This window comes from Rhodococcus sp. NPDC054953 (assembly GCF_053609225.1).
Map to the genome: position 1 here is coordinate 92682 of NZ_JBSGXD010000003.1, position 26060 is coordinate 118741.

The following is a 26060-nucleotide window of genomic DNA, read 5'->3' on the forward strand; positions in this document are numbered from 1 at the left end:
GGCGTCGGGGACCGCCCGCGCCGACCGGGTCAGGCCCGGGCGGCGACGAACCGGTCCAGGCAGCGTTCGGCGATCGCGGTGATCGTCAGCGCCGGGTTCACCAACGCGGACGATCCGGGCAGCAGCGCGCCGTCAACGACGAACAGGTTGGCGTAGCCGTCGACCTTCCCGTCGTGGTCGCAGGCGCGGCCCATCACCATGCCGCCGAGGCCGTGCCAGGTGCAGCCGGACCCGAAGTCGACGAGCCGGCTGTAGACCGGGACGCCGGTGGCAGGCGAACCGAACCGCACCTCGGTCCGGTCGTGGAACCGGCTGGCGAACCGCTTCGCGCGGGCGTCGACGTCGCTGGACTCCTCGCTGTGCGGATAGTTCAGCTCGGCCCGCCCGGTCGCCGGGTTGTAGTCGACCGAGCCGCGTTCGTCGCTGATCACCTGGATCAGGTTCGCGGACGTGATGCCGCCCGCGGCGTCGGGGAACGGTGACGCCTCCCACGAGATGGAGATCGGTCCGTCCGGATTGTCATCGTCGTACATGACCGCGACACCCGGCCCGCCCTGCCTGGCGCCGTAGTCGCGGCGCAGCAGGGTGCGGGCCATCAGGAAGTCGCCGTTGTTGCCGTACCCCTTGCCGACCTGGTCGCCGAGCCGGGGCAGGGTGCCGCGCGCCTTCGCGGTGGCCAGCAGCGCCGAGGTGTAGAAGGAGCCCGCGGCCATGAACACGTAGTCGGCGACGAGCGTCTTGTGTGCGACGGCGGCACCGGTCTCGTCGATGACGCGGACCGCCACCTCGAACCGGTCCTGCCCGGACACCTCACGGATCTCGGTGACCTCGTGCATCGGTTCGACGGTCACATTGCCGGTGGCCTCGGCGGCGGGCAGATAGTTGTGGTCGACGCTGTTCTTGGCGCCCGAGTTGGAGCCGTACGGGCCCTCGCCGATCGAGTACGACGCGGGCCTGCGCCCGGCGAGTTCGTCGCGGACGAGGTCCCAGTCCACGCAGAAGTCGTGCAGCACCGGTTCGCCGCCGAAGTCGCGGATGTCGTCGAGCCAGGCCCGCGCTCCCCGGTAGGACGGGTGGGCGAGCAGGTCGGCGGGCAGCGGGGAGGTGCCGAGCATGGCCCTGGCCCGCGGGAAGTAGACGCGGTCGAGTTCGGTGTAGTCGATCTGGGTCGGGAAGACCTGCTCGAAGTCCCGGCGCCGCGGCTGCGGGGTGAACGCGCCGAAGGCGAGCGAGCCGCCGCCGACACCGGCGCCGTACAGGGCGTCGATGCCGTTGCCGCGGACCCGGTCCACGATGCCGGGGTAGCGCGGGATGGTCAGGATCTTGGTCGCCTGGTTGAGGTGCGGCCGGTCGGAGAACCAGGCGGAGCGGCCGTCCGGCTGGTTGATCGTGCTGAACGTGTTGCCGGCGGGGTCGATCGGCCAGCGGCGACCGCGTTCGAGGACGGTGGTGCGGACACCGGCCTGCCCGAGGCGCAACGCGGCGACGGCGCCGCCGAATCCGCTGCCGACGACGATCGCGGTCCGGCCGCGCAGCGCGGTGGGGGCGGGTCCGGCCTGCGCGGCGGCGGCCCCGGCGAGCCCGAGTCCGCCGAGGCCGAGCGCGCCGAGGCCGAGGGCGGCACCGCGCAGCACGGCGCGACGGTTGGCGGTGTGTGGTGTCGAGGGGGAGGTCACGGCGGGGAAGATACGGGGTCGACGCGGCGCTGTGGGGTGCGTCGCGGGAGACCGGGAGCCTGGTGAGGCCTGCGCGTCCTGGTCAGGACGCCACGTCGCGCTCGACCGGTGGGTCCGCGAGAACGTGCGCGACCCGGTCGAGGGACAGGCCGAGGACCCGGGCGAGCGCGGACACGGTGAAGAACGCGGGGGTGGCGATCCGGCCGGTCTCGATCTTGCGCAGCGTCTCGACGGAGATCCCGGCCGCGGTGGCGACGTCGACCATGCTGGCCGGTCCGCGCGCGGTGCGCAGTAGCTCGCCGAGTCGTCGGCCTCGTTCCAGTTCCTCCGCCGTCAGCGGCACGCGCACCATGTGCATATAGTAATACCGGTATTGTTATTTGGGTCGGAGGTGGTCGTGGTCGAGTTGAAGACGTCGGGCGAGATCGAGGCGATGCGGGAGGCGGGCCGGGTCGTCGCCGCCGCGCTGGCGGCAGCCAGAGAGGTTGCCGCCGTCGGGGCGAGTCTGCGCGAACTGGACGCTGCTGCGGCCGCGGTCATCGCGGAGGCCGGGGCGCGTCCGGCCTTCCTCGGCTATCACCCAAACTGGGCGCCCACCCCCTTCCCCGGCGTGGTGTGTGTCAGCGTCAACGATGCGGTCGTGCATGGCATTCCGACGGATGCGGTGCTCGCCGACGGGGACCTCGTCAGCCTCGACTGCGGGGCGTACCTCGACGGATGGTGCGGCGACTCGGCGATCAGCTTCGTGGTGGGCGACGCAGACCCCGACGATCTGAGCCTGATCACGGACACCGACGAGGCGCTGGCCCGTGGCATCAGCGCCGCGGTCGCGGGCAATCGGATGGGCGACATTGCCGCCGCCATCGGAACGTGCGCGCGGGCCCGTGGCCGCCGGGTGCTCGCGGACCACGGCGGACACGGCATCGGCCGCGCCATGCACGAGGACCCGGACGTGCCGAACGAGGGCCGTGCCGGCCGCGGAATGCGGCTGCGACCCGGGCTGGTGCTCGCGCTCGAACCGATGCTCATCGGCGGTGGCACCGGCGACTATCGGCACGACCCCGACGGGTGGACGCTGCGCACCCTTGACGGGTCGCGGGCCGCGCACAGCGAGCACACCGTCGCGATTACCGAATCGGGGCCGGTGGTGCTGACACTGCCCTGACACCGGCCGATGAGTTTCCGCCCGCCCGCCGGTCTGTACTCCGATGGCCGATCGAGGAAGGGTGGGTGCATGAGCGACGCGACGACAGTCCGGGATGAGTTCACACCGCAGGCGGAGCAGTACCGGCGCGAGTTGCTCGCGCACTGCTACCGGATGTCGGGGTCGGTGCACGAGGCGGAGGACCTGGTGCAGGAGACGTACCTGAAGGCGTGGCGCGCCTACGACAAATTCGAGGGCCGGTCCTCGCTGCGCACCTGGCTGTACCGGATCGCGACCACGACCTGCCTCACCGCGCTCGAGTCCAAGGGGCGGCGCCCGCTGCCGACCGGGCTCGGCGCGCCGAGCTCCGACCCCGCCGACGACCTCGTCACCCGCGAGGAGGTGCCGTGGCTCGAGCCGATCCCCGACGAGATGCTCGGTGTCGCCGCCGCGGACCCGGCGACCGTCGCGACCTCGCGGGAAAGCCTGCGGCTGGCGTTGATCGCGTCGCTGCAGTTCCTGCCGCCGAAGCAGCGGGCGGTGCTGATCCTGCGGGAAGTGCTGGCCTGGCCCGCCGCCGACGTCGCGGAGCTACTCGACACCAGCACCGCCGCGGTCAACAGCGCGCTGCAGCGGGCCAGGGCCCAGCTCGCGCAGGCCGCCCCGGCGGAGGACGCCGTCGTCGAACCGGTCGACCCCGAGCAGCGGGCGTTGCTGGACCGGTACATGGCCGCGTTCGAGAACTACGACATGGCGGCGCTGACCGACCTGTTCACGAAGGACGCGGTGTGGGAGATGCCGCCGTTCGACGGCTGGTACCAGGGGCCGGCCGCGATCCGGTCCCTGATCGAGAACAACTGTCCCGCCACGGGTTCCGGTGACATGCGGCTGGTGCCGACGGTGTCGAACGGGCAGCCAGCCTTCGGTCTCTACATGCGCGCGGAGGACGGGGTGCACCGGGCGTTCCAACTGCAGGTGGTTTCCCTGGGGCCGTCCGGGATCGGGCATGTGACGGTGTTCTTCGACCTGTCGCTGTTCGCGAAGTTCGGGCTGCCGGACGTCCTGCCAGCCCCGGATCCGGCGACATGACGGCCGAGTGGACCACCGGGCCGCTCGCCGACCCGGTGCCGCTGCTCGAACGCGCGATCGCCTACACGGACGGCGCGCTGCGGAGCGTGACGGACCGGGACCTGGACCGGCCGACCCCGTGCTCGGGGTGGGATCTGCGGATGCTGCTCGCGCACATGAACGAGTCGCTGACCGTGCTTGAGGAGGTCGTGCTGGATCGGGCGGTGGTCCTGGTGCCCGCGTCGATCCCCGATGCGGGCACCGACCCCGTTGCCGCGCTGCATGATCGGGCCTGCCGAATGATGAGCGCGTGGCGTGGGTCCGGTGACCGGGGCGCGATCCGGGTGGGCGGCGTCCCCCTGCCGTCCGACATCGCGGCCGCGGCGGGCGCCCTCGAGGTCGCGGTGCACGGCTGGGACGTGGCCGCCGCGTGCGGCGTGCCGCGGGAGATCCCCGGCGGACTGGCCGATGAACTGCTGTGGTGCGCCCGCCTGTTGGTGTCGGACGCCGACCGGCCGGGACGCTTCGCGGCGCCCCGCCGGGTGTCGGCGTCGGCGGGCCCGGGTGAACGACTGCTGGCCTTCCTCGGCCGCTGACCGCCCTTGCCGGTCCGGGCCACCGGCAGGAGTGCCACTGCCGCTTCGGAACCCGCGGGCGATGAGTTTGGGTGCGGTGCGGTGTCTATCTGACAACGGCTTCACGCACCCCGCGCGGAGCACCGGATCCGAGGAGTCCCCATGACCGCCACTCCGATCGCCGTCCAGTCCGCCCCGACCGGCGCGGTGTCCCCGCGCTCCCGACTGGCTGGGCTCGTGGTCACCGCCCTCGTGGTCGCGTTCCTGCTATTTGATGCCGTCATCCACCTCGCGAACATCGAGCCGGTGCGGGAGTCGATCGCCGAGTACGGATTCCCCGACTACGCGCCGTACGTGATGGGCATCGTGATGCTGGTGTGCCTGGCGCTGTACCTGCTGCCCGTCACGTCGCTCCTCGGGGCGGTGCTGCTCACCGGCTACCTCGGCGGCGCGGTCACCAGCAACATCCTCACCGAGCAGCCGCTGCTGTCCACGATCCTGTCGCCGGTGTACGTCGGCATCCTGGTCTGGGGCGGGCTGTTCCTGCGGGACGCCGAGGTCCGGCGGATCATGCCGCTGCGCCGCTGACGCCGCGCCGCGCGGGCCACCGTCCCGAATGGGCCATTTGGTCAGTTCAACTGACCAAATGGCCCATTCGGTACGTGGGGCGGGGCTCCGGGCGAAGATCAGGGTCGAAATCGGGGTGACACCTGATGCGCCGAACCCGGTCCGGGCGACAGGATGTCGACATGACCTTCGACAGCAACACCACCAAGCCCTTCGCCCGCTCGACCTCGCAGCGCATGCTCGGCGGCGTGTGCGGCGGCGTCGCCGAGTACTTCGGGGTCGACGCCAACCTCGTCCGGGCCGGCGCCGTCCTCGCTGCCTTCGCTACCGGTGGCACCGCCGTCCTCGTCTACCTCGCGCTGTGGATGCTGTTGCCCGCGTGAGGTAGACGGATCAGCCGACCGGGACCGCCCGCGGCCAGCGCGGGTGCGCCGCGTCGATGACGACCGCGTGGGTGTGCCGGTAGAGGTCATCCCCGACGAGGTCGGCCGCCGCCCGCTCGGCGGGGGTGAGCGACCCCGCGTCGTGCAGGTGCGTGATCACCTCCGGGTCGTGCCGCGGCCACATCCACAGTGCCGCAGCGAGTCCGGCGGCACCGATCACCGACAGCGTCACCCAGGTAGCGGTCAGCCCGGAGGCCGCGAGCCATCCCGCGATCGGGTAGGTGACCAGCCACGCGAGGTGCGAGAGCGAGAACTGTGCGGCGAACAGGGCGGGTCGGTCCGCCGGGCCGGACGACCGCCGCAGCACCTGGCCGGTGGGGGTGAGCACCGCGGCGGTGCCTGCCCCGACGACCGCCCACACGCCGACCGCGGCGGCCCAGCGCCAGTCGCCACCGTCCGCGAGCGAGAGCAGGATCGCCGCCCCGAGGCCGGCGAGCAGCGTACCGCCGCCTGCCAACATCACCGGCCGGGCCCCGACCCGGTCCAGCACCCGTGGTGCGGTGAGCGCGACGACCATCGTCCCGAATCCGTTGGCGGCCAGCAGAACCGCCACACCAGACTGGGTTCCCCCGAGGGTATCGCGGACGTAGTTGACGGTGTTGACCATGATCACCGACCCGGCCGCCGCGACCGCGAGGTTCAGGCCGAGGAGTCCCCGCAGGCGTGGGGTGGCCGCGAAGATGCGCAGGCCGACCGTGATCCGTTCCCGGAACGTGCCCTCCGTGGGTGCCGTGCTGTCGGGGATGCGGGTGGCGATCACCAGGGCGGCCGAGACAACGAATCCGAGTGCGGTGCCGACGAACAGCCAGTGGAAACTCACCAGGGTCAGGGCAACCGCGGCCAGCATCGGGCTCAGCAGCGTCTCCATCGTTGCGGCCAGCTGCGCGGCCGACAGCGCGCGGGTGTACTCGCGTTCGTCGGGGAGGATGTCCGGGATAATCGCCTGATAGGTCGGGGTGTACGCGGCGGAGGCGGTCTGCAGGACGGCGATCAGCAGGTAGATCTGCCAGACCTGATCGACAAACGGCAGCGCCATCACGATCGCCCCGCGAATCACGTTGAGCGAGATCAGGAACGGTCGTCGGGGGAGCCGGCCCGCGTAGGCGGCGACGACCGGGGCGACGGTGACATAGACGACCATCTTGATGGTCAGTGCGGTGCCGAGCACCGCTGCCGCGTCGGCGCCGGCGAGCTCGTAGGCGAGCAGCCCGAGCGCAACCGTGGTCAGGCCGGTGCCGAACAGGGCCGACACCTGGGCGGTGAATAGCCGGAGGTAGTCGCGGTTCGCGAACAGCGACGTGAGGGTGGACTCGGACACGGTGGTGGGTTCCTTCGTCGATGGGGTGGGTCGCGGGTGCGCGGACAGCAGCAGTCGCACATCGGGTCGCCTCCGGTGGGTGTCAGTGGTGCTGGTGTGCGGCCGCGGTGAGGGTGAACGCGGCGGTGCGGACGGTGTCGCCGTGCTTGAAGTCGAGGAACAGGCGGTACGTTCCGACACCCGGTGCCGCGGTGTGGAAGGTGACGGCCGGTCCGGGTGCGGTGACCCCGTCGCCGGGCGCCCCGTTCGGGTGGACGTGCACGTAGGCGAGGTCGCCCGCGCGCAGCACCACCAGGTGTCCGTAGGCGCCGAGGTACGGCTGCAGGTCGGTGACGGGCACGCCGTTCCGGTGGACGGTGAGGGTCAGCAGGCCGCCCGCCCCGGTGGTCAGGTCCCCGTCGAGGGTGACCTCGTAGTCGTCGACGACGACAGTGCGGTTCGGGGCGGGCGTCGGCCGGGGGTCGTAGGCGCCCGCAACGGCGAGATCGGCGCCGAGCGTGATGGTGCGTCCGAGCGCGGTCGGCGCGATGTCGGTGAACACCCGATAGGCGCCCGCCTCCGGCAGGTGCAGGCGCACCGACCAGGTGCCGTCGTCGGCGAGCACGGGGTGCACGTGCCAGAAGCCGGTCAGCTCGCGCCGCGCGACGATCAGGTGCAGGTCGCGGTCGTGGATCGAGGTGTAGTCGGTGACCGGGCGGCCGTCGGGGCCGAGGATGCGGAACCGGAGGTCGAGGTCGCCGGGCCGGACGACGGTCTCGGCCAGGTCCAGGGTGTAGCCGTCCTGTGTGATCTGCAGTCCGCCCGGCAGGCCCGCGGGATGGTCACCGCCGCCGTGCGCATGACCGGCGTGGGCGTGGTCGCCGTGACCGGCGTGGGCAGCGTGAGCGTGGCCGCCGTGGGCGTGGCCGCCGTGGGCGTGCTGGTCGTGGGTGTGGGTGCTCATCGTCGTTCCTCTCGTCGCGGGGTGGTCCCAGGAACGAACATACATACCCCCAGGGGGTATGGCAAGGGGTGTGGAGAATCGGCGTGTGGGTGGGCCAGGTTTCCGCCGGGTGGGTGACCCGGCCGGGGGTCAGTGCCGGGTCACGACGGTGAACGGGCCGACCTCGGTCGCGGTGAACCGCGGATCGTCGAACAGCGCCTTCGGGAACTCGACCGTGTACCGCTTGACGTTCGGATCGTTCGGGTAGACGTCCGCGGCCAGTCGCAGGGTGTAGGCATCGTCGGCGGACCGGAACACGAACACGTCCGGCGCCCGCCACGGGGCCTCGTCCATCGCGGCGATCAGGGCGTCGGGGGAGTCCGACTCCGCCCAGCGGGCGATCGCCGCGGCGCGCTCGTCGAACTGCGCGAGCGGGTTCGCGTAGTGCGACGTCAACCCCTGGAACCCGAAGTACGGATAGAACGACAGGAAGCCGGTGTCGGCGGTGAGGACGACGGTGCCCGACCGCGGTCCGGGCCGCTGCGCGAGGATCTCGTCGTCGACCTGTGCGTAGTAGGCGGCGGCCCCGGCGGGACGCTGGTCCGCCCGCACCCCGTCCCCGTCGGTGTCGGTGTAGGCGGTGGTGATTTCGGGGGCAAGGTGATGCGGGATCGACTGGCTGAACGCGACCGCGCCGAGGGCACCGACCGCGACCGCCGCCGCCCTGATCCGCGGATTGTCGCTGCTCGCCAGCAGGATCCACCGGGTGACGTCGACGAAACCGAACACGCCCGCCGCGCCGAGCAGCACCAGCAGCACCGGCTCCAGCCGGAACGAGAGCAGCGTGCTGCCCGCCGCGGTGAACGCCATCGACAGCAGCGACCACAGGTACACGGCAATGACGCCGATACCGAGGGATTGTGCGCGCCGTGACGACCACGCGCGGCCGACCAGCCACACGGTCCCGAGCAGGCACAGCAGCCCGACGAGGGAGGCGTCGAACATCGGCAGCGGCAGCGTCGAGCCGGACTCGGGCAGGTAGTGGGTCGCGGTGCCGGACCCGGCGAGGGTGTGGGTGCGCAGCGCGAGCAGGAACGGTGCCCACACGATCAGCGCGATCAGACCGGCGATCACCGCGATCGCGACAAGCCGCAGCAGCGGGTCGCGGGCCGCACGAATCCCGTTCGCGCGCACCGCGACCCCGGCCGCGATCAGGGCCATCAGCGTCACCGCGAACGCGGCGTACCCGAGATACAGGGTGTAGAAGGTCGCGGCGAGGCCGAGGAACAGGCCGGTTCCGACCACCGCGCCCCAGCCGCCGCCGCGGGTCGGGCCGACGCGGTGCAGCCCGCCCCAGGCCAGCACCAGCACCGGCGGAAGCAGGACCACCAGGACCGCGCTGTACGCCTCGGGGGAGGCGAACGCGACGGCGATCGCGGTCGTTGCGGCGGTCGCGACGACGGCGAGGTCACCGCGAATCAGCTTGGACCACAACACGAGCGCGACCGCAGCGGCGACCGCAAGGGAGCCGATCGCGTACGGCTTGAACATCTCCCAGCCGTCCATGCCGAGCAGGTTCGCGAGGCGTCCGCCGATCCAGAACCAGCCTGCCGGATAGAACGACGGCAGGTCGACGTACGTCATGTCGTCGAGGCGGGCGGTGTCGGTCAGCCGGGTGAGAAACTCGGTGCGGAACTCCTGGTCGACGGAGACGCCGTGCAGGTACAGCTTGGTCGCGGCCAGCGGCATGCCCAGGGTGACGGTGACGAACCCGGAAACCCCCACCCAGGATGCCAATTTCGCGACCAGCGGGGCACGTCCCGCCCGCAGCAGCCACACCGACACCGCCAGCAGCGCCAGCGTGGCCACCTGCCCGACCGTGGTCAGTGCGCGGGTGACGTTGGAGGAGTTGAACGCGGGCCAGTCGACCACCGAGAACGCGACCAGCCCGACGGCGGCGACCACCGCGGCGACGACGACCGCCGACGCCATCTCGCCGAGCGCCCCGATCGCCCGGCGGGCGGGTCGGACGGGGTCGGGGGAATCGGTGCTGGCGGTCGTCGGCGTCACGATTTCGGAGTCTAGGCGCTGCGCGCCCGTGAGTACTTTCGGTCCGTCAGGGGACCAAAAGGACTCACGGGCGGCGCAGCCGCCTAGATGGGGAGCTTGCGGAAGACAGCGCGGGGGACGTGCCGCAGGCCCATCATCACGAAGCGCCACGGGCCGGGGGTCCAGACGATCTCCTTGCCCGCGTCCGATGCGGACACCGCCATCCTCGCGACGACGTCCTTGTTGACCGTCAGTGGGGCCTCCTTGACGTGGGCGCTGAACTGGGTGCGCACCATGCCCGGCCGAACCACGGTGACCTTCGGGCCGAACGGGGCGAGCGCCTCGCCGAGGCCTAGGTAGAAGCCGTCGAGGCCGGCCTTCGTTGAGCCGTAGACGAAGTTGGCGCGCTTGACGCGCTCACCTGCCACCGACGACATCGCGATGATCCGGCCGTAGCCCTGCGCCTTCATCTTCTCGCCGACCAGCACGCCGACGGACACCGACGCGGTGTAGTTGACGTTCGCGACGAGGACGGCCTTGGCCTGGTTCTGCCAGAGTTCCTCGGAGTCGCCGTCGAGCGCGAACGCGACGATCGCGACATCCACGTCACCCTTCTGCCAGGCGGTGTCGATCACCGCGGGGTGTGCCTTGGTGTCCAGCGCATCGAAGTCGATCACATCGACCTCGGTGGCGCCCGCGGCCTTCATCTGCGCGACGGCGTCCTCGCGGAGCGGGTCCCCGGGCAGCGCGGCGAGCACGACGCGCATCGGCGCCTTGCGCAGGTACTCCTCGCAGATGGCGAGGCCGATCTCGGAGGTGCCGCCGAGCAGCAGCAGGGTCTGGGGGTTACCCACGGCGTTGATCATCAGCTCAGTTCCAGTCGTCGGGACATGTCGGAGGCGAAAACGCCTGTGGGGTCGTACTTGCGGCGGGTGGCGATCCACTCGCCGATCCGCGGGTACATCGAGTGGAAGGTCTCCGCGGTGGTGCGGGAGTCCTTCGCGGTATACAGCCTGCCGCCGAATTCGAGGACCCGCTTGTCGAGTTCGGTGACGAACTCGTTCAGGCCGGCCTTGATCGGGAAGTCGACGCACACGTTCCAGCCGCGCATCGGGAAGCTCAGCGGCGCCTGGTTGCCCTCACCGAACAGCTTGAACACGTTGAGGAACGACACGTGACCGGACCGCTGGATGTCGACGATGATCTTCTTGAACTCGTCGACGGCCTCCGGCGGCACCACGAACTGGTACTGCAGGAAACCGTGCGAGCCGTAGGCGCGGTTCCACTCCCCGAACAGGTCCAGCGGGTGGTAAAAGGCGGTCAGGGACTGGATCTGGCCGGTCGCGTTCTTGGTCTTCCGGTAGTACAGCTCGCCGACGATCGAGAAGTCGACCTTGTTGGCGAGGCCGTTCGGGAACACGTCCGGGAACGTGATCAGCGGCTTCGCGTTGAACCGCAGCGGATCCTTCTGCAGCTTCGCGGGCAGCTGATCCAGCGTCGCCAGCGAACCGCGGGACACCGCCGCCCGGCCCAGCTTCGGCGGCGCGGAGATCGCGTCGAACCACGCCGACGAGTAGTCGTAGTTGTCCTCGGAGCCGTCGCTGTGCAGCGCGATGGTCTCGTCCAGGCTCTCCGTGCGGACGCTGTCCGCGATGAAGTACGCCGTCTCGGTCGGCGTCATCTTGATCGTCGCCCGCAGGATGATGCCGGTCAGGCCGCAGCCGCCAACCGTCGCCCAGAACAGCGCGCCCTTCGGATCCTGCCGCCCGCCCTTCGGGGTCAGGGTGCGGACCTTGCCGTCGGCGGTCAGCAGGTCCAGCGACACGACGTGGTTGCCGAAGCTGCCCGCGCTGTGGTGGTTCTTGCCGTGGATGTCGTGGGCGATCGCGCCACCGATGGTGACCTGCCGGGTGCCGGGCAGGACCGGAACCCACAGCCCGAACGGCAGCGCCGCCTTCATCAGCTGGTCCAGGTTCACGCCCCCGTCCACGTCGACGAGTCCGGTGGCCGCGTCGATCCGGTGGATCTTGTTCAGCGCGTTCATGTCGATGACCAGGCCGCCCGCGTTCTGGGCCGGGTCGCCGTAGGAACGGCCGAGGCCGCGGGCGATGACGCCGCGGCGCAGGTGCGATGGCTTGCCCTCGTTCCTCTCCGCCACCTGGGCGACCGCGGACGCGATCACCTCGACGTCGGGAGTGGAGAGCACCTCCGCGGTGGTCGGCGCGGTGCGCCCCCACCCGGTGAGGGTTCGGGTCTGGGTTGTCAGAGGCTGCGGCGCCGCGGGAACGGCCGGGGCCTCGTCTGCTGTCGTGGACATCGGAACAGAGGCTACTCGCGCGGGCACTGTCCGTGTCGGGACCCGAGCCGCGTCGCCTACCCTCGACGCGTGCCCGGAACTCCGCAAACCAACGAACCGCACCTGCCGACCGCGGTCGACCTTCCGCTTCGCGACGAGACGGGGACGCCGGGCGTCGACCTGAAGACGCAGATCGTGCGGTTCGTGATCACCGGTGCGCTGTCCGCGGTCGTCGACTTCTCGATCACGATGCTGCTGCAGCTCGGGCTCGGGGTGCCGCGCGCGGCCGCCAAGTCCATCGGGTTCGTCCTCGGCACGACGACGGCGTACCTGATCAACCGGCGGTGGACGTTCAACGCCCCACCGAGCCGGGCCCGGTTCCTCGCCGTGGTCGCGCTGTATGCGGTCACGTTCGCCGTCCAGGTCGGCATCTACACCGCCCTCGGGCAGGTGTGGTCGGACACCCTCGTCTACAACGCGCTCGCGTTCGTCATCGCGCAGGGCACCGCGACCGTCATCAACTTCGTCGTCCAGCGCGCGGTGATCTTCAAGCTCTGAGCGAGGTCAGGGCGTCCCGGTCGCGAGCACGATCGTCGCGGTCCTCGGCTGCCCGCCGCCGTCCGTCCAGCCGAGTTCCACCCGGTCGCCGGGGTGTCGGCCGTTCATTTCGACCGTGAGGTCGGTCTGGGAGCGGATCGGGCGGCCGTCCCAGCTGATCACGACGTCGCCGCGCACCACCCCGGCCCGGTCGGCGGGGCTGTCCGCCCCGACCGCGACGACCTTCGCGCCGCCCTGCGTCTGCCCGACGTCGGTGACCGCGACCCCGAGCAGCGGCGTCGGCCCGATGTGCACGGTCGCGGAGCCGCGGCCGGTGCGGATCTGCTCGGCGATCGCGACGGCGTCGTCGATCGGCAGGGCGTAGGACTCGACCGGGATCGGTGTGCCCGTCGTCCGTTCGGTCGGGTCGGGGCGCATGCCGGTGTTGCCCGCGGTGCTGACGCCGACCACCCGGCCGAACGCGTCGACGAGCGGGCCGCCGGAGTCGCCGGGCCGGATGTCGGCGTTCACCTCGATCATCCCGGTGAGCCGGTTGCGGGTGCCGTCGGCCGCGTTGCGGGCGACGACGGACTCGCCGAGCGCGGTGACGATCCCCGGCGCGGACTGCGGGACGCCGTGACCGTCGGCGTTGCCGATCGCGGTGACGGGATCGCGCAGCCGCACGCCAGCGGACCTGCCGAGCTCGGCGACCGGCAGGGGGTCGGCACCGAGGAGTCGCAGCACCGCGACGTCGCGGAACCGGTCGTAGCCGAGGATCTCGGTGTCGTGGTCGGTGCCGGTGGCCATCGCGGTGGCGGTCACCTCGGTCGCGCCGTCGACGACGTGGTGGTTGGTGAGGATCAGGCCGTCGCCGATCACGATGCCGGTGCCCGCGGTGGTGAGCGGTCCCGCGGTCGCCTCGAGGGTGACGATCGTCGGGATCACCCGGGCGGCGAGGGCGGCGGGGTCCAGCGGGACGGGCGGCGGCGGGGGCGGGGTCGCGACGGTGGCGGGCACCTCGGACGGGGCGGCGGGTCGCGGCAACTCGTGCCCGACCAGCAGCAGCGCGCCCAGCGCGAGCAGCACCAGGGCCGCGGACAGCACCCGGCGGCCCGGCGGCCGATCCCTGTCCGGTGTGCCGTTCATCGATTCCGTTTCCCGCGTCTGCGCACTGTGCATCGACGGTACTGCGTCCCGCAGTTGGACGCGGGGTGGTCTGCCGGGCGAACGACACCGTCCCGGGATACGAGTGAAGCCGCCGGTGCGGTACGCACCGACGGCTCCGACGCGACAACGCCCGCCATATCGCCTCTCGGCAAGTGGTCGCTCGCAGCGACGAAATAATTTGGTACCCGGGGTATGCCCGGACGCTGTCGCACGGTCCAACCTACTCGCTGCCCGGGTTATTCCACGAGTCCGTGCGAATCAGTACAGCCGGGCCTCGTGCACCGCCCGATCGAAGACGGGCAGCGGGCCGCCCGCCCGCACGGTCCGGGCCAGCGCCGGATCGGCGAGATGAAGCCTGCCGACCGCGACGAGGTCGAACTCGTTGCCGTCCAGCCTCCTGAGCAGTCCGTCGAGGCCGACCGGCTCCGGAGTTCCGGTCTCGCGGAGGGCGGTACTGAGCCCGACGCTGCCCACCGCCATGCTCACCGCGCCGGTGAGCTTCTTGGCCCACCCGGCCAATGTGAGCTCGCTGCCGTCGAAGGCGGGCTGGTCGAACCGCCGTGCGCTCGCGTCGAACACGTCCACCCCGGCGTCGCGGAGCGGGACCAGGATCCGCTCCAGTTCCCGCGGGCCGTCCGCGATGCGGGCGCCGAAGTCCTGCTGCTTGTGCTGCGAGAAGCGGTAGAAGATCGGTGGCCGCGGTCCGATCTCCCGCCGGATCGCGCGGACCACCTCGACCGGGAACGCGACCCGGCGCGCCGCGTCGCCACCCCACCGGTCGGTCCGCTGATTGGTCGGTTCCCACAGGAACGCGTCCAGCAGGTAGCCGTGCCCGGCGTGGAGGGCGATGCCGTCGAATCCGACGTCGAGCGCGGTGCGCGCGGCCCGCACGTAGGCCTCGATCACCTCGCCGATGTCGTTCTCGGTCATCGGGGCGGTCGGGACGAGGGCGCGGTCGAGGTAGCTGTCGGGGTACACGGTGCGTCCGACCCGGCCCCACAGCCCGGACGGGCGCATCGGCTTCAGATTCGGGTCGACATCGCCCATCGCGCCCCACAGCGGGCCGACATGCCACAGCTGCGGCACGATGCGTCCGCCCGCGGCGTGCACCTCGGTGACGACGCGCCGCCAGCCCGCGACGGCGGCCTCGCCGGTCAGCCGTGGAACGTCGGGGCTGTCGACCGCGGTGGGGTGGTCGATCGCCACCCCCTCCGTGATCAGCAGGCCGGTGCCGCCCTCGGCCCGCCGCCGGTAGTACGCGGCGACGTCGTCGCCGGGGACACCGCCCGGCGAGCGTTCCCGGGTCATCGGCGACATCACCAGCCGGTTGGGCAGATCGAGCGATCCGACCGTCAGCGGGGTGAAGATCGGGTTCACAGCGGAGTCAGGAAGTCGAAGAACCCGGGGGTGGTGTCCTCGCGGAGGCGGCTGAGCCTGCGGTAGGAGATGAGCCAGCGGCCCCCCTCCAGCCGGTACTCCTCGTGGTAGTGGCCGTAGCCGTGGAGGTGTTCCTCACGGTCCCCGTTGGTCCACCACAGCTTGTCCTCCATCGCCCAGGTTCCGCGGGCGGTGGTGTCGGAGGTCAGCTCGATCTCGGGCATGTGGCCGTGGTGGACGGTGGTGAGCGCCGTCGGGCCGTCCAGCATCGCGCTGATGGCCGTGGTGAGCTTCTCCCTCCCGACGACGCGATTGGCGATGCCGTCCGACTGTGGCTGCTTGTCGCTCGGCAACCCGCCCCAGGTCTCGGACACCACGTCGTCGGTGTGCAGCGTCGGATAGATGTCCCACTGCTTCTCGTCCATGCAGCGGAGCCGGGCGGCGAAGGTGCGTTTGATCTGCTCGATCGCCATGAGTTGGTCGGCAACGGTCAAGGTGAGGGTCGCGGTCATGGTCGGGACACTGGCAGCGCAGGAGCGACTCGGACAACTCGCGTTTCCGGCGAACGGAACAGTCACAGTTCAGCGCGCCGGGTCAGCGTTGCTGGACCGGCGAGGTGGTCGACAGGTGCAGGGCGAGGGCGGCCGCCGCCATCCGGACCGGTGCGGCGTCCCGCCGGTCGAATCGGATGTCGCCCGACGGGGCGGTGACGGAGATCCCCACCGCGGCCCCGGCGAGGACCCCGACATGCGCCCCGATGCAGGAGAACCCGGTCGGGCAGGTTCCGAACGCGACGCCGCGATCGCGAACCTGCGGCGGGCCGCCCGCCGCGTCCGGCGCGGCAACCGACCGCGGCGACGGCGGGGCGGGGAGCGTCGTCGGCATCGTCGCCAGGATGGCCTTCCCGATCGTCGACGATCGAGCAGGGACCCGTGAGCCCACCCGGGTCATGAGCCCCTGCTCGTCGTCTCCGCCGATCTTTCGCAGGTAGAGGACGTCCTTGCCGTCGAGCACGCCCATGTGGACGATGTGCCCGGTGGCGTGGTGCAACTCGGTGAGCAGCGACGTCACCGACGCGTCGAGGCGGGTGCGGTACGCGGCGAGCAGTCCGATCTCGGTGAGGGCCGGGCCCAGCTCGTACCCGATCTCCGCCCGGCGAAGCCATCCCACCCGGACCAGTCGTTCGATCGACCGGAACGAGCTGGTGCGCGGGATGCCGGTCAGGCGGGACACCTCGGTGAGCGTCAACCGGGCGTTGCCCTGAAAGGCACCCACGATCAGGGTGACGCGGTCGACGACCGACGAGGGGATGGCCCCGTGTGCTTCCGTTGCGATCGACATCGTCACTCTCCACTGCGCGTACCGAGGGTGGGCCGGGGTGCCTGATCCGGGCCGGGCACCCCGCGATTGATGAGCATGAATTACCTGCTCATGGTGCCTCATTCGGCGGCTCGCGCAAATCCGTGCCCCGGGTTTCCGACGCCATCCAGACCGCGAGAATCGTGATGCCCGCGGTCGTGACGACGACCAGGCTGAGGGGGAGGCTCGACCCGCCCGCCGCCGCGACGAGGGAACTGGCGATCAGCGGTGTGAACCCGGCACCGATGAGGCTGGCCGATTGGTAGCCGAGGGACACCCCGGAATAGCGAACGGTGGTGCCGAACATCTCCGACAGCATCGGCGCCAGCGGTGCGTACATCAGGTTCTGGATGACCTGGGCGACGATCAGCGCCACGGTCAGGAGCAGGTCCGACTTCGAGTTGATCAGCATGTACAGCGGGAAGGCGTACAGCAGCGCCAGCACCGCGCCGGTCAGGCTCACGGTGCGGCGGCCGATCCGGTCGGACAGCGCGGCGAAACCGGGGATGCACACCAGCGCAACGACCGACATCAGGACGAGAGCGCGCATGACCACCGGCACGTCGTAGCCGATCGACTTGGCGTAGGCGATGATCTGCGCGGTCGTCAGGGCGGTCAACGCGAACGGGCCGATGCCTGCGGCGCAGGCGAGGAGGAGCGGGCGCGGGCGGCGCAGCACCTCGAGCACCGGCAGCGTCGTCCGGGTCTCGCTCGTTGCCGTGTCCGCGGCCTGCTGGAAGACCGGGCTCTCGACCACGCTGAGCCGCACGTACAGGCCGATCACCAGCAGCAGCGCGCTGGCGAGGAACGGCAGCCGCCAGCCCCAGGAGTTGAAGGCGTCGCTGGGCAGCAGGCTGACCAGCATCACCGCCAGCGTGGACGTCAGGAAGCCGATCGGCGATCCGAGCTGCATGATGCCGGTCCAGGCCCCGCGACGGCGCGGATCGGCGTGCTCGGCGACCATCAGCGCGGCGCCGCCCCATTCGCCGCCGACCGCGATGCCCTGAACGACGCGCAGCGCGACCAGCAGCACGGGGGCGGCGATGCCGATCTGCTCGTAGGTCGGCAGCAGACCGATCGCGAGGCTCGCCACACCCATCATGCCCATGGTGATCACGAGCATCGACTTGCGTCCGAGCGTGTCACCGAAGTGTCCGAACACCACCCCGCCGAGCGGGCGGGCGACATAGCCGGCGGCGAGGGTGCCGAACGCGGCGATGGTCGACACCACGCCGTTGCTGGACGGGAAGAACAGGTCGCCGAGGACGAGAGCCGCCATCGTCGAGTACAGCAGGAAGTCGTAGTACTCGATCGCGGTGCCCAACAGGCTCGAGAGCGCGACCTTGCGCAGCTGCGACGGTGCCTCGGTGGGGTCGTCGACGGTCGCCGGACGACCGGCGCGGTCGTCGACGGTGTCGGTGGGTGAGCTCATGCAGCACTCCTGAAAGGCGCGTCGGATGGAAAGCGTGTGACCTTCGCCACACGATGCTCAGGCTTCCAACGCGCGTTTCGGCGGGCAATTCATGCGTCCGCTGAGCGGAACACCCCGATGCCGCTCGGCGAACGGGGCCCGTCCGTCAGTGCTGCGGTAGCGCCCCGTCCGCGAGCAGCCGCGCCAGCGACGGCGCCGCGGCGTCCTTGTCCGACAGTCGGTACTCCAGCGGGCGCCCGTCGCGTCCGACCGTCGGCCAGTCGATCGCCAGGTCCGGGTCGAGGGGGTGCAGGTCGCGGTCCAGGTGCGGGCTGTATTCGAGCGAGCACAGGTACATCACCGTCGACTGGTCCTCCAGCGAGAGGATCGCGTGCCCGAGCCCCTCGGACAGGTAGACGGCGCGGCGGTCGACGTCGTCGATCAGGACCGAGTCCCAGCGCCCGAACGTGGGCGAGCCGACCCGCAGGTCGACGATCACGTCGAGGAACGCGCCGCGCACGCAGGTGACGTACTTGGCCTGCCCCGGCGGGGAATCGGTGAAGTGCACACCGCGCAGCACGCCCGCCGCGGACACCGAGCAGTTGGCCTGCCGCAGCTCCAACGGGACGCCGACCGCCTCCCGGAACGCGGAGTCCTTGAACCATTCGAGGAACACCCCCCGGTCGTCGCCGAACCGGCGGGGGGTGATCTCCCATGCGCCTGCGATGCTCAGCTCGCGAAACTCCACGTCACCAGTCCTTGCCGCGGTCGAGCAGTCCGAGCAGGTAGTCGCCGTACCCGGATCGGACCAGGCCCTCCGCGCGGTCGCGGAGGGCGTCATCGTCGATGTAGCCGCGCCGCCACGCGACCTCCTCGGGGACCCCGATCTTCAGGCCCTGCCGTTCCTCGATGGTCCGCACGTAGTTCGACGCGTCGAGCAGGGAGTCGAAGGTTCCGGTGTCGAGCCAGGCGGTGCCGCGGGGTAGCACCTCCACCTGCAGGCGCCCGGCGTCGAGGTAGGCGAGGTTGACGTCGGTGATCTCGTATTCGCCGCGTGCGGACGGGGTCAGGTCGCGGGCGATTGCGACGACGTCGCTGTCGTAGAAGTACAGGCCCGGCACCGCGAACCGGGACCGCGGCGTCGCGGGCTTCTCCTCCAGAGACACCGCGCGGCCGTCGGCGTCGAACTCGATCACGCCGTACGCGGAGGGGTCGGACACCCGGTACGCGAACACCGCACCGCCGGAGAGGGATTCGAATCGGGTCAGCGTGGTGCCCAGTCCGGGGCCGTAGAAGATGTTGTCGCCCAACACGAGTGCGACGGTGTCGCCGCCGATGTGGTCGGCGCCGATGACGAATGCCTGTGCCAGCCCGTTGGGTTCGGTCTGCACCGCGTAGTCGATCGCGACGCCGAACTGGGAGCCGTCCCCGAGCAGCCTGCGGAACTGCGGCGCGTCGTCGGGGGTGGTGATCACCAGGATGTCGCGGATTCCGGCCAGCATCAGCGTCGAGAGCGGGTAGTAGATCATCGGCTTGTCGTAGACCGGCACCAGCTGCTTGCTCACCCCGATCGTGATCGGGTGCAGCCGTGACCCGGTCCCACCGGCCAGAATGATTCCGCGCATGCTGGGCAGTGTGTCACGGTGGGCGCGGGCGGCGGCCGCCCCGCCGGGGCATCATGTCCGTATTGTCCCGATTTGGCTATCATCGGCGGCGATGACTGACGCATATCCGGCCGACGACGCTTCCGGCCTCTTTTCCGCGGTTGCCGACTGGGCGGTGGAGTTGATGGACTCCATTGGCGGGCTCGGCGCCGGGATCGCGATCGCGGTCGAGAACCTCTTCCCGCCGATCCCCAGCGAGGTGATCCTGCCGCTGGCCGGCTTCGCCGCGGCCAGGGGGTCGATGTCGGTGATCGAGGCGATCGCGTGGACCACCGCGGGATCGCTGGTCGGCGCGCTGGTGCTCTATGCGATCAGCCGGATGATCGGCATGGAGCGGATCTGCCGGATCGCCGACCGGCTGCCGCTGGTCTCGTCCGACGATCTCCGCAAGGGGGAGCGGTGGTTCCGCCGGTACGGCAGCGCGGCGGTGTTCCTCGGCCGGATGGTGCCGCTGGTGCGCAGCGCGATCTCGGTGCCCGCCGGGGTGTCCCGAATGCCGATCGGCGCGTTCGTGCTGTACACCACGCTCGGCAGCGCCATCTGGAACTCCATCTTCGTCCTTGCCGGCTACTTCCTCGGGGAGAACTGGGCGGTGGTCGAGGAGTACGCCGGGGTGCTGCAGTACGTCGTGCTCGCCGCGATCGCGGGGGCGGTGGGCTGGTACGGCTATCGCAAGATTGCGGCCGCACGCCGGTGACCCGGCCGCTCGCCGCGGGTCTCGGCGACCGGCCCGAACGGTACTGTTCGACCGCATGAGGCTCCTCGTCACCGGCGGCGCCGGGTTCATCGGCGCGAATTTCGTGCAGCAGACCGTGACCGAGCGGCCCGACGTCGACATCACCGTCCTGGACGCGCTGACCTATGCGGGGAACCGGGCGTCCCTCGAGCCCGTCGCGGACCGGATCGACTTCGTGCACGGCACCGTCACCGACGCCGGCCTGGTGGACCGGCTGGTCGGCTCGGCGGACGCGGTGGTGCACTTCGCGGCCGAGTCGCACAACGACCAGTCGCTGGCGGATCCGTCGCCGTTCGTGCAGACCAACGTGGTCGGCACCTACACCCTGCTTGAGGCGGTGCGCAGACACGACGTGCGCTACCACCACATTTCGACCGACGAGGTGTACGGCGACCTCGCGCTCGACGATCCGAGCAGGTTCACCGAATCCACCCCGTACAACCCGTCGAGCCCGTATTCGGCGACGAAGGCGTCGAGCGATCTGCTGGTGCGGGCGTGGGTGCGGTCGTTCGGGATCCGCGCGACGATCTCGAACTGCTCCAACAACTACGGCCCCTACCAGCACGTGGAAAAGTTCATCCCGCGGCAGATCACGAACCTGCTCGACGGCGGCCGCCCGAAGCTGTACGGCCGCGGCCTCAACGTCCGGGACTGGATTCACGTCGACGACCACAACCGGGCGGTGTGGGAGGTGCTGGGCCGCGGCCGGTCCGGGCAGACGTACCTGATCGGCGCGGACGGCGAGGTGGACAACCGGACGGTCGTGGCGCTGCTGTTGGAACTGTTCGGCCGCGACCCCAGCGAGGTCGACGTCGTGCCGGACCGGCCGGGCCACGACCTGCGGTACGCGATCGACTCGACGCTGCTGCGCACCGAACTCGGTTGGGCGCCGCGCTACCGCGACTTCCGGGCCGGGCTGGCCGCGACGGTCGAGTGGTATCGCGAGAACGAGTCGTGGTGGCGGTCACAGAAGGCGGCGACCGAGGCGTTCTATGCGGACAATGAGAAGCGACCTCGATAGTTGAACGCGCAACCGGTGTGCGGCGTGCCTCCGCCACCCGCGCAGCGGCCGCGGGCCGGAAAGGACGTTGTCATGGCCGGCACACACCGGGCACCCACCCGATGGACCACCGCGCGCCGCGGCGCCGCACTCCACACCGTCGCGGTGGCCGCGACGCTCGGCGCGATCGGGGGCACCGGCATCGCGCTCGCCGCCCCCACCGACCCGCCGACCGAGACCACGGTCGCCGGCCCCGCGGCGCAGGCCCCCGACGCCGCTGCGACGGCGGACGCGACCGTGCCCGCCGAGACGGCGGACGCGGCCGTGCCCGCCGCGGCGCCGGCGGACGACGCCCCGAGCGGCCCGGACACCGAGGCGGCCGCGCCCGCCGACGAGCCCCTCGGCACCGACCCGGACCCCGGGTTCGTCGGCCTCGGCAGCGTCGGTGACGCCCTCAACGACGGCGCACTCGACTGGACCAACGTCGGCACCGGCAACATCGGCTCCTCGAACGTCGGCTCGGACAATGTCGGCTTCGACAACATCGGCTGGGCCAACACCGGGTCCGCGAACGCGGGCTCCGTGAACGCGGGCTGGGACAACATCGGCTTCGGCAACACCGGGTCCGCGAACGCGGGCACCGGCAACGCCGGCTGGTTCAACGACGGCTTCGCCAACACCGGGTCCGCCAACTCTGGTTCCGTCAACACCGGCTGGAACAACGTCGGCTCCGCCAACACCGGCTCCGCGAACGCGGGCTCCGCCAACACGGGCGCGGGCAACGCGGGCTGGGCCAACACCGGATCGGCGAACGCCGGGTCCTCGAATACCGGCGGCTTCAACCTCGGGTCGTCGAACAGCGGCTGGTTCAACATCGGCAACGGCAACGCGGGCTGGTTCAACGTCGGCTCCTCGAACGACGGGTTCGGCAACGCCGGGTCGCTGGACGTCGACTCCGGGTCCGACAGCACGGGGGCGGCGGAAACGGCGGCGCGGTCGGGGGTCGATGTCGAGGCCGACGCGGGCTGATTCCGGCCCCGACACGCCGCACTTCACCGCGCACCCCCGCAGGTGCGGCGGTACCGTCACGTCCGCAGGACCGGATACACCCAGAGTTCGCTCGAGCAAGGAGCACTCCATGTGGGCTGTCACTCGCGGAACCCCCGGCGTCAGGCGCGCGCTCGTCGTCTGCGCCGCGCTGACGCCGCTGATCGTCGCCGGGACCGGGCTCGCGCACGCCGATCCCGACTCGATTGACCCAGGCTCGATGGACCCCGGCTCGCTCAGCCCCGCCGCTGCCGTCCATGCCTGCGCGCCGCTCGGGCTGTCCGACATCGCGGTGCTGGTGCAGGTCGTCGCCCCCGGCGCGGTGCTGCCGTGCCGGGACGTCGCGGGCGGCCTCGGGCTCGGCGGTGGCTCGGCGGGTGGGGGCTCGGCGACGTCGGCGAGCGCGATCGGCTCCAACAACATCGGCGAGAACAACACCGGGTCCTTCAACGTTGGCCCGGAGAACACCGGCTCGAACAACGTCGGCTCGCAGAACACGGGCTCCGGCAACGTCGGCTCCGCGAACACCGGCTCCGGCAACGTCGGGTCGGCGAACACCGGCTCCGGCAACATGGGCTCCGCCAATACCGGGACCGGTCAGGTCGGATCGGCCAACACCGGCAACCTGAACCTCGGCTCGGCCAACACCGGGTCGACCAACATCGGTTCCGCGAACACCGGCTCCTCGAACACCGGCAGCGGCAACACGGGGTCCCTGGTGGAGGGCTTCGGGCTCACCGGACTCGGCTCCGTCGCCGTCGGCTCGACCGGGATCAACTGGAACTGACACGCGCGACGCGGCACCGCCCCCGGCCGCCACCGTTGGTACTGTTCACCGCGAAATACCTGGCCGAGGACAGCGTTGGCCGGGTCGGGACACACGGTTGGGACCTACTCGATGGATCAGGCATTTGCGGTTGGGGGTGCGCCCGTCGAGAACAACGACGAGGCGCTGCAGAATGCGCTCGTCGAACCCGCCCCGCGCGACCGACTGGTTGCCCAGCGCGGGCTGTTCGCTGCGCCGTCCCCCCGGGTGCCGCGGAAGATGTACGTCGAGGTCAAGGGCCACGCGGACACGGACCGGGACACCCTGACGCTGCGTGCGGGCGCGCACGCGGACACCAACACCTACTTCGGTCGCTTCGCCGCGTCCTTCTGGCAGCGCTGGACGGCCGTCACCGTCGTCCGACTCGAACTGGACCACGAGACAGCGGGGTCGGCGACGATCGCGTTGCGCGCCTCCGACGCGAAGGGTCGTAAGCGCCTGATCACGCAGGAACAGGTCACCGGGTCCGGCACCCTGACGGTCGAGGGCCGTCTGGACCGTTTCGTCGACGGCGGCGCGATGTGGTTCGACGCGGTCGCGGACGCCGGCGACCTGACCGTCACCAACGTGCGGTGGACCGTCGACGCGCCCGACCACCTGCGGCCCGCCGCGGTCGTGATCTGCACGTTCAACCGCGCCGACGACTGCGCGACGACGGTCGGCACCCTGGCGGCGGACGCGGGAGCGATGGCCGACATCGACACCGTCTGCATCGTCGACCAGGGGACCGACCAGGTCCGCTCCCGGCCCGCGTTCGCCGAGGTCGAGGCCGCGCTCGGCGGCAAGCTGACGTACCTCACCCAGCCGAACCTCGGCGGGGCTGGCGGATTCTCCCGCGGCATGCACGAGATCACCTCGGCGCCGGGATCCGCGCACGCGAACGTCATCCTGATGGACGACGACATCCTCTGCGAGCCGGAAACGGTGCTCCGGATGAACGCGTTCGCGAACATGACCGTCAAGCCCGCCATCGTCGGCGCGCAGATGCTGTCGCTGAGCAACCCGCAGGTGCTGCACGTGAGCGCCGAACGGGAGGTGCTCGACGAGATCACCGCTGGCGCGTTGACGCCCGGCGCGATGATGGGCGTTGACCTGGTGAAGAAGAAGCAGGAGCAGCGTTTCGACGCGGGCTGGAACGGCTGGTGGACCTGCCTGCTGCCCGCCGAGATCATCGCCGACTGCGGGCTGCCGCTGCCGCTGTTTTTCCAGTGGGACGACATCGAGTACGGCATCCGGGCCCGGTTCGCGGGGCACCCGACGATCACCCTGCCCAACGCGGGCGTCTGGCACGCCGACTTCCACCTCAAGGACTACGACGACTGGGCGCGGTACTTCAGCATCCGCAACGGCCTCATCGTGTCGTCGATCTACGGCCGCTTCGACGGCACCACGATCGCCAAGTACCTGTTCCGCAAGATCAGTGAGCTGATCGTGTCGATGCAGTACGGTCTGGCCGCCACGTTCATCAAGGCCGCCGAGGACTTCCTGGCAGGCCCGGAGTTCCTCGACGACGGCGGCCAGGCGGTGCTCGGCGAGATCCGCGCACTGCGCGCGAGGTATCCGGAGACGGCGCCGCGACCGGCGGTCGAGGTCGGCGCCGAGGCCGATCCGCACACCCAGATGGATGTGTGGGCGTTCGAGCCGGACGAGAAGCGGGAGGGGCTGGTGCTCGCCAAGCGGGCGGTGCAGCAGTTCCTCGGTCGCGTGGACGGGCGGCCCGTCACCATTCCCGCGCACTACGCCAACTGGTGGCATGTGTCGCTGTTCTCGCAGGCCACCGTCACCGACGCCTCGCAGGGCGCGGTCCGGGTGCGGCGCAGGGACAAGCAGACCGCGCTCGAACTGACCCGGCAGGCGGCGAAGGTGTGCTGGCGGCTGCGCAAGGAGGCGCCGCGGATGAAGGACACCTACACCGAGGCGCTGCCGCGGATCACCAGCAGGGAGAACTGGACCCGGCTGTACGGCACCGAGGCGTGATGGGTGCCGGCCAGCGCTGAGCAGCCGCAGGCACGGCGGCGCGGGCAGCGGACGCTGCCGGGTCCGCTGCTGCCGCTCGGGGCGGGGCTGCTCGCGACGCTGATCGGCATCGCGGGATCCTGGATTCCGTCGTTCTGGTGGGACGAGGCGGCGACGGTGTCGGCCGCCGACCGGCCGCTGCCCGCCCTGACGGAACTGGTGCTCGACCGCATCGACGCGGTGCACGGGCTGTACTACCTGCTCATGCACGGCTGGTTCGCGGTGTTCGGGTTCGGGGAACTGTCGGCCCGGATCCCGAGCGCGCTCGCGGTCGGCGCCGGGACGGCGGCGCTGGTCCAGCTGGCCCGGACCCTGGCGGGGACCCGGGTCGCGGTACTCGCGGGCGCCGTGTTCATGATCCTGCCGCGGATCACCTGGGCCGCGACGGAGGCCCGCTCGTACGCGCTGGTCGCGGCGATGGCCGCGGTCACCGGTCTGGTGCTGGTCGTCGCGTTGCGGTCTGCGCGGCGCGGGTGGTGGGTGCTGTACACGGTGGTCACCGCGGTATCCGTGGTCCTCTTCTTCCACAGCGCGGTGCTCGTCGTCGCGCACGCGATCACCGTCGGGGTCGGTCGCAGGCATCGGCTGCGGTTCGCGGCGGCCGCGACCGCTGCCAGCGCGCTGGTCGCGCCGTTCGCGGTCCTGGCCATCTCCCAGTCCAGGCAGATCGGGTGGGTGCCGCCGCTCGACTCCCGGATCGCCGAGACGATCGCCGTCGACCAGTGGTTTCCCGGTGCGGCCGGGTTCGGGGCGTTGTGCCTGCTGATCGTTGCGGCGGCGCTCGTGGTCCGGCTGGTGCGGGGGCCCGGGAGGAGCGGGGGCACAACAGAGACAATGGGGGCGTGTTCTTTTTCAGTTTGCT

General features: G+C 70.9%; 26 protein-coding genes. 12 read left to right on the forward strand and 14 right to left on the reverse strand.

Features of this window, described 5'->3' with window-relative positions:
* Positions 1-29 precede the first annotated feature (29 nt).
* Together ACWF62_RS03385 and ACWF62_RS03390 are read right to left on the reverse strand one after the other, a co-directional pair.
* Positions 30-1676 (reverse strand): GMC oxidoreductase, encoded by a 1647-nt coding sequence (locus ACWF62_RS03385; RefSeq protein ID WP_452629417.1) that lies wholly within the window; start codon positions 1674-1676, stop codon positions 30-32.
* 82 nt (positions 1677-1758) lie between these two features.
* Entirely contained in the window at positions 1759-2028 is a 270-nt protein-coding gene (locus tag ACWF62_RS03390; RefSeq protein WP_452629418.1) for a helix-turn-helix domain-containing protein, read from the reverse strand.
* 45 nt (positions 2029-2073) lie between these two features.
* Between ACWF62_RS03390 and map the strand changes: the two genes are divergently transcribed.
* From map to ACWF62_RS03415, 5 genes are all read left to right on the forward strand, one after another.
* Positions 2074-2841, forward strand: a complete 768-nt coding sequence (gene map / locus ACWF62_RS03395) for a type I methionyl aminopeptidase (RefSeq protein ID WP_452629419.1) — start codon at positions 2074-2076, stop codon at positions 2839-2841.
* 69 nt (positions 2842-2910) lie between these two features.
* Positions 2911-3909 carry a sigma-70 family RNA polymerase sigma factor gene (locus tag ACWF62_RS03400; protein ID WP_378507616.1) on the forward strand — a complete coding sequence of 333 codons (999 nt, stop codon included), beginning with the start codon at positions 2911-2913 and terminating at the stop codon, positions 3907-3909.
* Entirely contained in the window at positions 3906-4484 is a 579-nt protein-coding gene (locus ACWF62_RS03405; protein ID WP_378507617.1) for a TIGR03086 family metal-binding protein, read from the forward strand. Before ACWF62_RS03400 ends, ACWF62_RS03405 begins: the two co-directional genes overlap by 4 nt.
* 141 nt (positions 4485-4625) lie before the next feature.
* Positions 4626-5051 (forward strand): DoxX family protein, encoded by a 426-nt coding sequence (locus ACWF62_RS03410; protein ID WP_378569822.1) that lies wholly within the window; start codon positions 4626-4628, stop codon positions 5049-5051.
* A 161-nt stretch (positions 5052-5212) separates the two neighbouring features.
* Positions 5213-5413, forward strand: coding sequence for a PspC domain-containing protein (locus ACWF62_RS03415; RefSeq protein WP_378507619.1), 201 nt, complete (start codon positions 5213-5215; stop codon positions 5411-5413).
* Between the two features lie 10 nt (positions 5414-5423).
* Here the strand turns inward: ACWF62_RS03415 and ACWF62_RS03420 are convergent, their stop codons facing one another.
* The 5 genes from ACWF62_RS03420 to ACWF62_RS03440 form a co-directional block, all read right to left on the reverse strand.
* Entirely contained in the window at positions 5424-6791 is a 1368-nt protein-coding gene (locus ACWF62_RS03420) for an MFS transporter (protein ID WP_378569823.1), read from the reverse strand.
* Between the two features lie 82 nt (positions 6792-6873).
* Positions 6874-7734 (reverse strand): hypothetical protein, encoded by an 861-nt coding sequence (locus tag ACWF62_RS03425; RefSeq protein ID WP_452629420.1) that lies wholly within the window; start codon positions 7732-7734, stop codon positions 6874-6876.
* 129 nt (positions 7735-7863) lie between these two features.
* Positions 7864-9705 (reverse strand): galactan 5-O-arabinofuranosyltransferase, encoded by a 1842-nt coding sequence (locus ACWF62_RS03430; protein WP_452629471.1) that lies wholly within the window; start codon positions 9703-9705, stop codon positions 7864-7866.
* Between the two features lie 161 nt (positions 9706-9866).
* Complete coding sequence (locus ACWF62_RS03435) at positions 9867-10628, reverse strand: decaprenylphospho-beta-D-erythro-pentofuranosid-2-ulose 2-reductase (RefSeq protein WP_452629421.1); 762 nt, start codon at positions 10626-10628, stop codon at positions 9867-9869.
* Entirely contained in the window at positions 10628-12079 is a 1452-nt protein-coding gene (locus tag ACWF62_RS03440) for an FAD-binding protein (protein WP_378569826.1), read from the reverse strand. Before ACWF62_RS03440 ends, ACWF62_RS03435 begins: the two co-directional genes overlap by 1 nt.
* A 69-nt stretch (positions 12080-12148) precedes the next feature.
* On the opposite strand from ACWF62_RS03440, the gene ACWF62_RS03445 reads away from it, so the two are divergent.
* Entirely contained in the window at positions 12149-12616 is a 468-nt protein-coding gene (locus tag ACWF62_RS03445; protein WP_378507624.1) for a GtrA family protein, read from the forward strand.
* Between the two features lie 6 nt (positions 12617-12622).
* Here ACWF62_RS03445 and ACWF62_RS03450 read toward each other — a convergent pair whose 3' ends face one another.
* The 7 genes from ACWF62_RS03450 to rfbA all read right to left on the reverse strand — a co-directional run bounded on the left by ACWF62_RS03450 (position 12623) and on the right by rfbA (position 19534).
* Positions 12623-13741: a S1C family serine protease gene (locus ACWF62_RS03450; RefSeq protein WP_452629422.1), complete on the reverse strand. Its 1119-nt coding sequence runs from the start codon at positions 13739-13741 to the stop codon at positions 12623-12625.
* Between the two features lie 279 nt (positions 13742-14020).
* On the reverse strand, positions 14021-15079 hold the full coding sequence (locus ACWF62_RS03455; protein ID WP_452629472.1) for an oxidoreductase: 1059 nt from the start codon (positions 15077-15079) through the stop codon (positions 14021-14023).
* 56 nt (positions 15080-15135) lie between these two features.
* Positions 15136-15651 carry a nuclear transport factor 2 family protein gene (locus ACWF62_RS03460; protein WP_378507626.1) on the reverse strand — a complete coding sequence of 172 codons (516 nt, stop codon included), beginning with the start codon at positions 15649-15651 and terminating at the stop codon, positions 15136-15138.
* A gap of 82 nt (positions 15652-15733) precedes the next feature.
* On the reverse strand, positions 15734-16480 hold the full coding sequence (locus tag ACWF62_RS03465) for an IclR family transcriptional regulator (protein WP_378507627.1): 747 nt from the start codon (positions 16478-16480) through the stop codon (positions 15734-15736).
* Positions 16481-16568: 88 nt separating this feature from the next.
* Complete coding sequence (locus ACWF62_RS03470; protein ID WP_452629423.1) at positions 16569-17930, reverse strand: MFS transporter; 1362 nt, start codon at positions 17928-17930, stop codon at positions 16569-16571.
* Between the two features lie 145 nt (positions 17931-18075).
* Positions 18076-18657, reverse strand: a complete 582-nt coding sequence (locus tag ACWF62_RS03475) for a dTDP-4-dehydrorhamnose 3,5-epimerase family protein (protein WP_378507629.1) — start codon at positions 18655-18657, stop codon at positions 18076-18078.
* A gap of 1 nt (position 18658) precedes the next feature.
* Positions 18659-19534 carry a glucose-1-phosphate thymidylyltransferase RfbA gene (gene rfbA, locus ACWF62_RS03480; RefSeq protein WP_378507630.1) on the reverse strand — a complete coding sequence of 292 codons (876 nt, stop codon included), beginning with the start codon at positions 19532-19534 and terminating at the stop codon, positions 18659-18661.
* 91 nt (positions 19535-19625) lie between these two features.
* On the opposite strand from rfbA, the gene ACWF62_RS03485 reads away from it, so the two are divergent.
* The 6 genes from ACWF62_RS03485 to ACWF62_RS03510 form a co-directional block, all read left to right on the forward strand.
* Positions 19626-20270, forward strand: coding sequence for a DedA family protein (locus ACWF62_RS03485; RefSeq protein WP_452629424.1), 645 nt, complete (start codon positions 19626-19628; stop codon positions 20268-20270).
* A 55-nt stretch (positions 20271-20325) separates the two neighbouring features.
* The gene (gene rfbB / locus ACWF62_RS03490) at positions 20326-21330 is read left to right on the forward strand and encodes a dTDP-glucose 4,6-dehydratase (RefSeq protein ID WP_452629425.1); all 1005 of its coding nucleotides are present in this window, start codon (positions 20326-20328) and stop codon (positions 21328-21330) included.
* Between the two features lie 72 nt (positions 21331-21402).
* Positions 21403-22338: a pentapeptide repeat-containing protein gene (locus tag ACWF62_RS03495; protein ID WP_378507633.1), complete on the forward strand. Its 936-nt coding sequence runs from the start codon at positions 21403-21405 to the stop codon at positions 22336-22338.
* A gap of 109 nt (positions 22339-22447) precedes the next feature.
* A complete protein-coding gene (locus ACWF62_RS03500; RefSeq protein ID WP_378507634.1) occupies positions 22448-23143 on the forward strand; it encodes a hypothetical protein in 696 nt (231 codons plus the stop codon).
* 111 nt (positions 23144-23254) lie between these two features.
* Entirely contained in the window at positions 23255-25159 is a 1905-nt protein-coding gene (locus ACWF62_RS03505) for a glycosyltransferase (protein ID WP_378569827.1), read from the forward strand.
* Positions 25160-25162: 3 nt separating this feature from the next.
* Positions 25163-26060, forward strand: an 898-nt coding sequence (locus tag ACWF62_RS03510; RefSeq protein ID WP_452629426.1) for a glycosyltransferase family 39 protein, incomplete at its 3' end; no start/stop codon positions are given.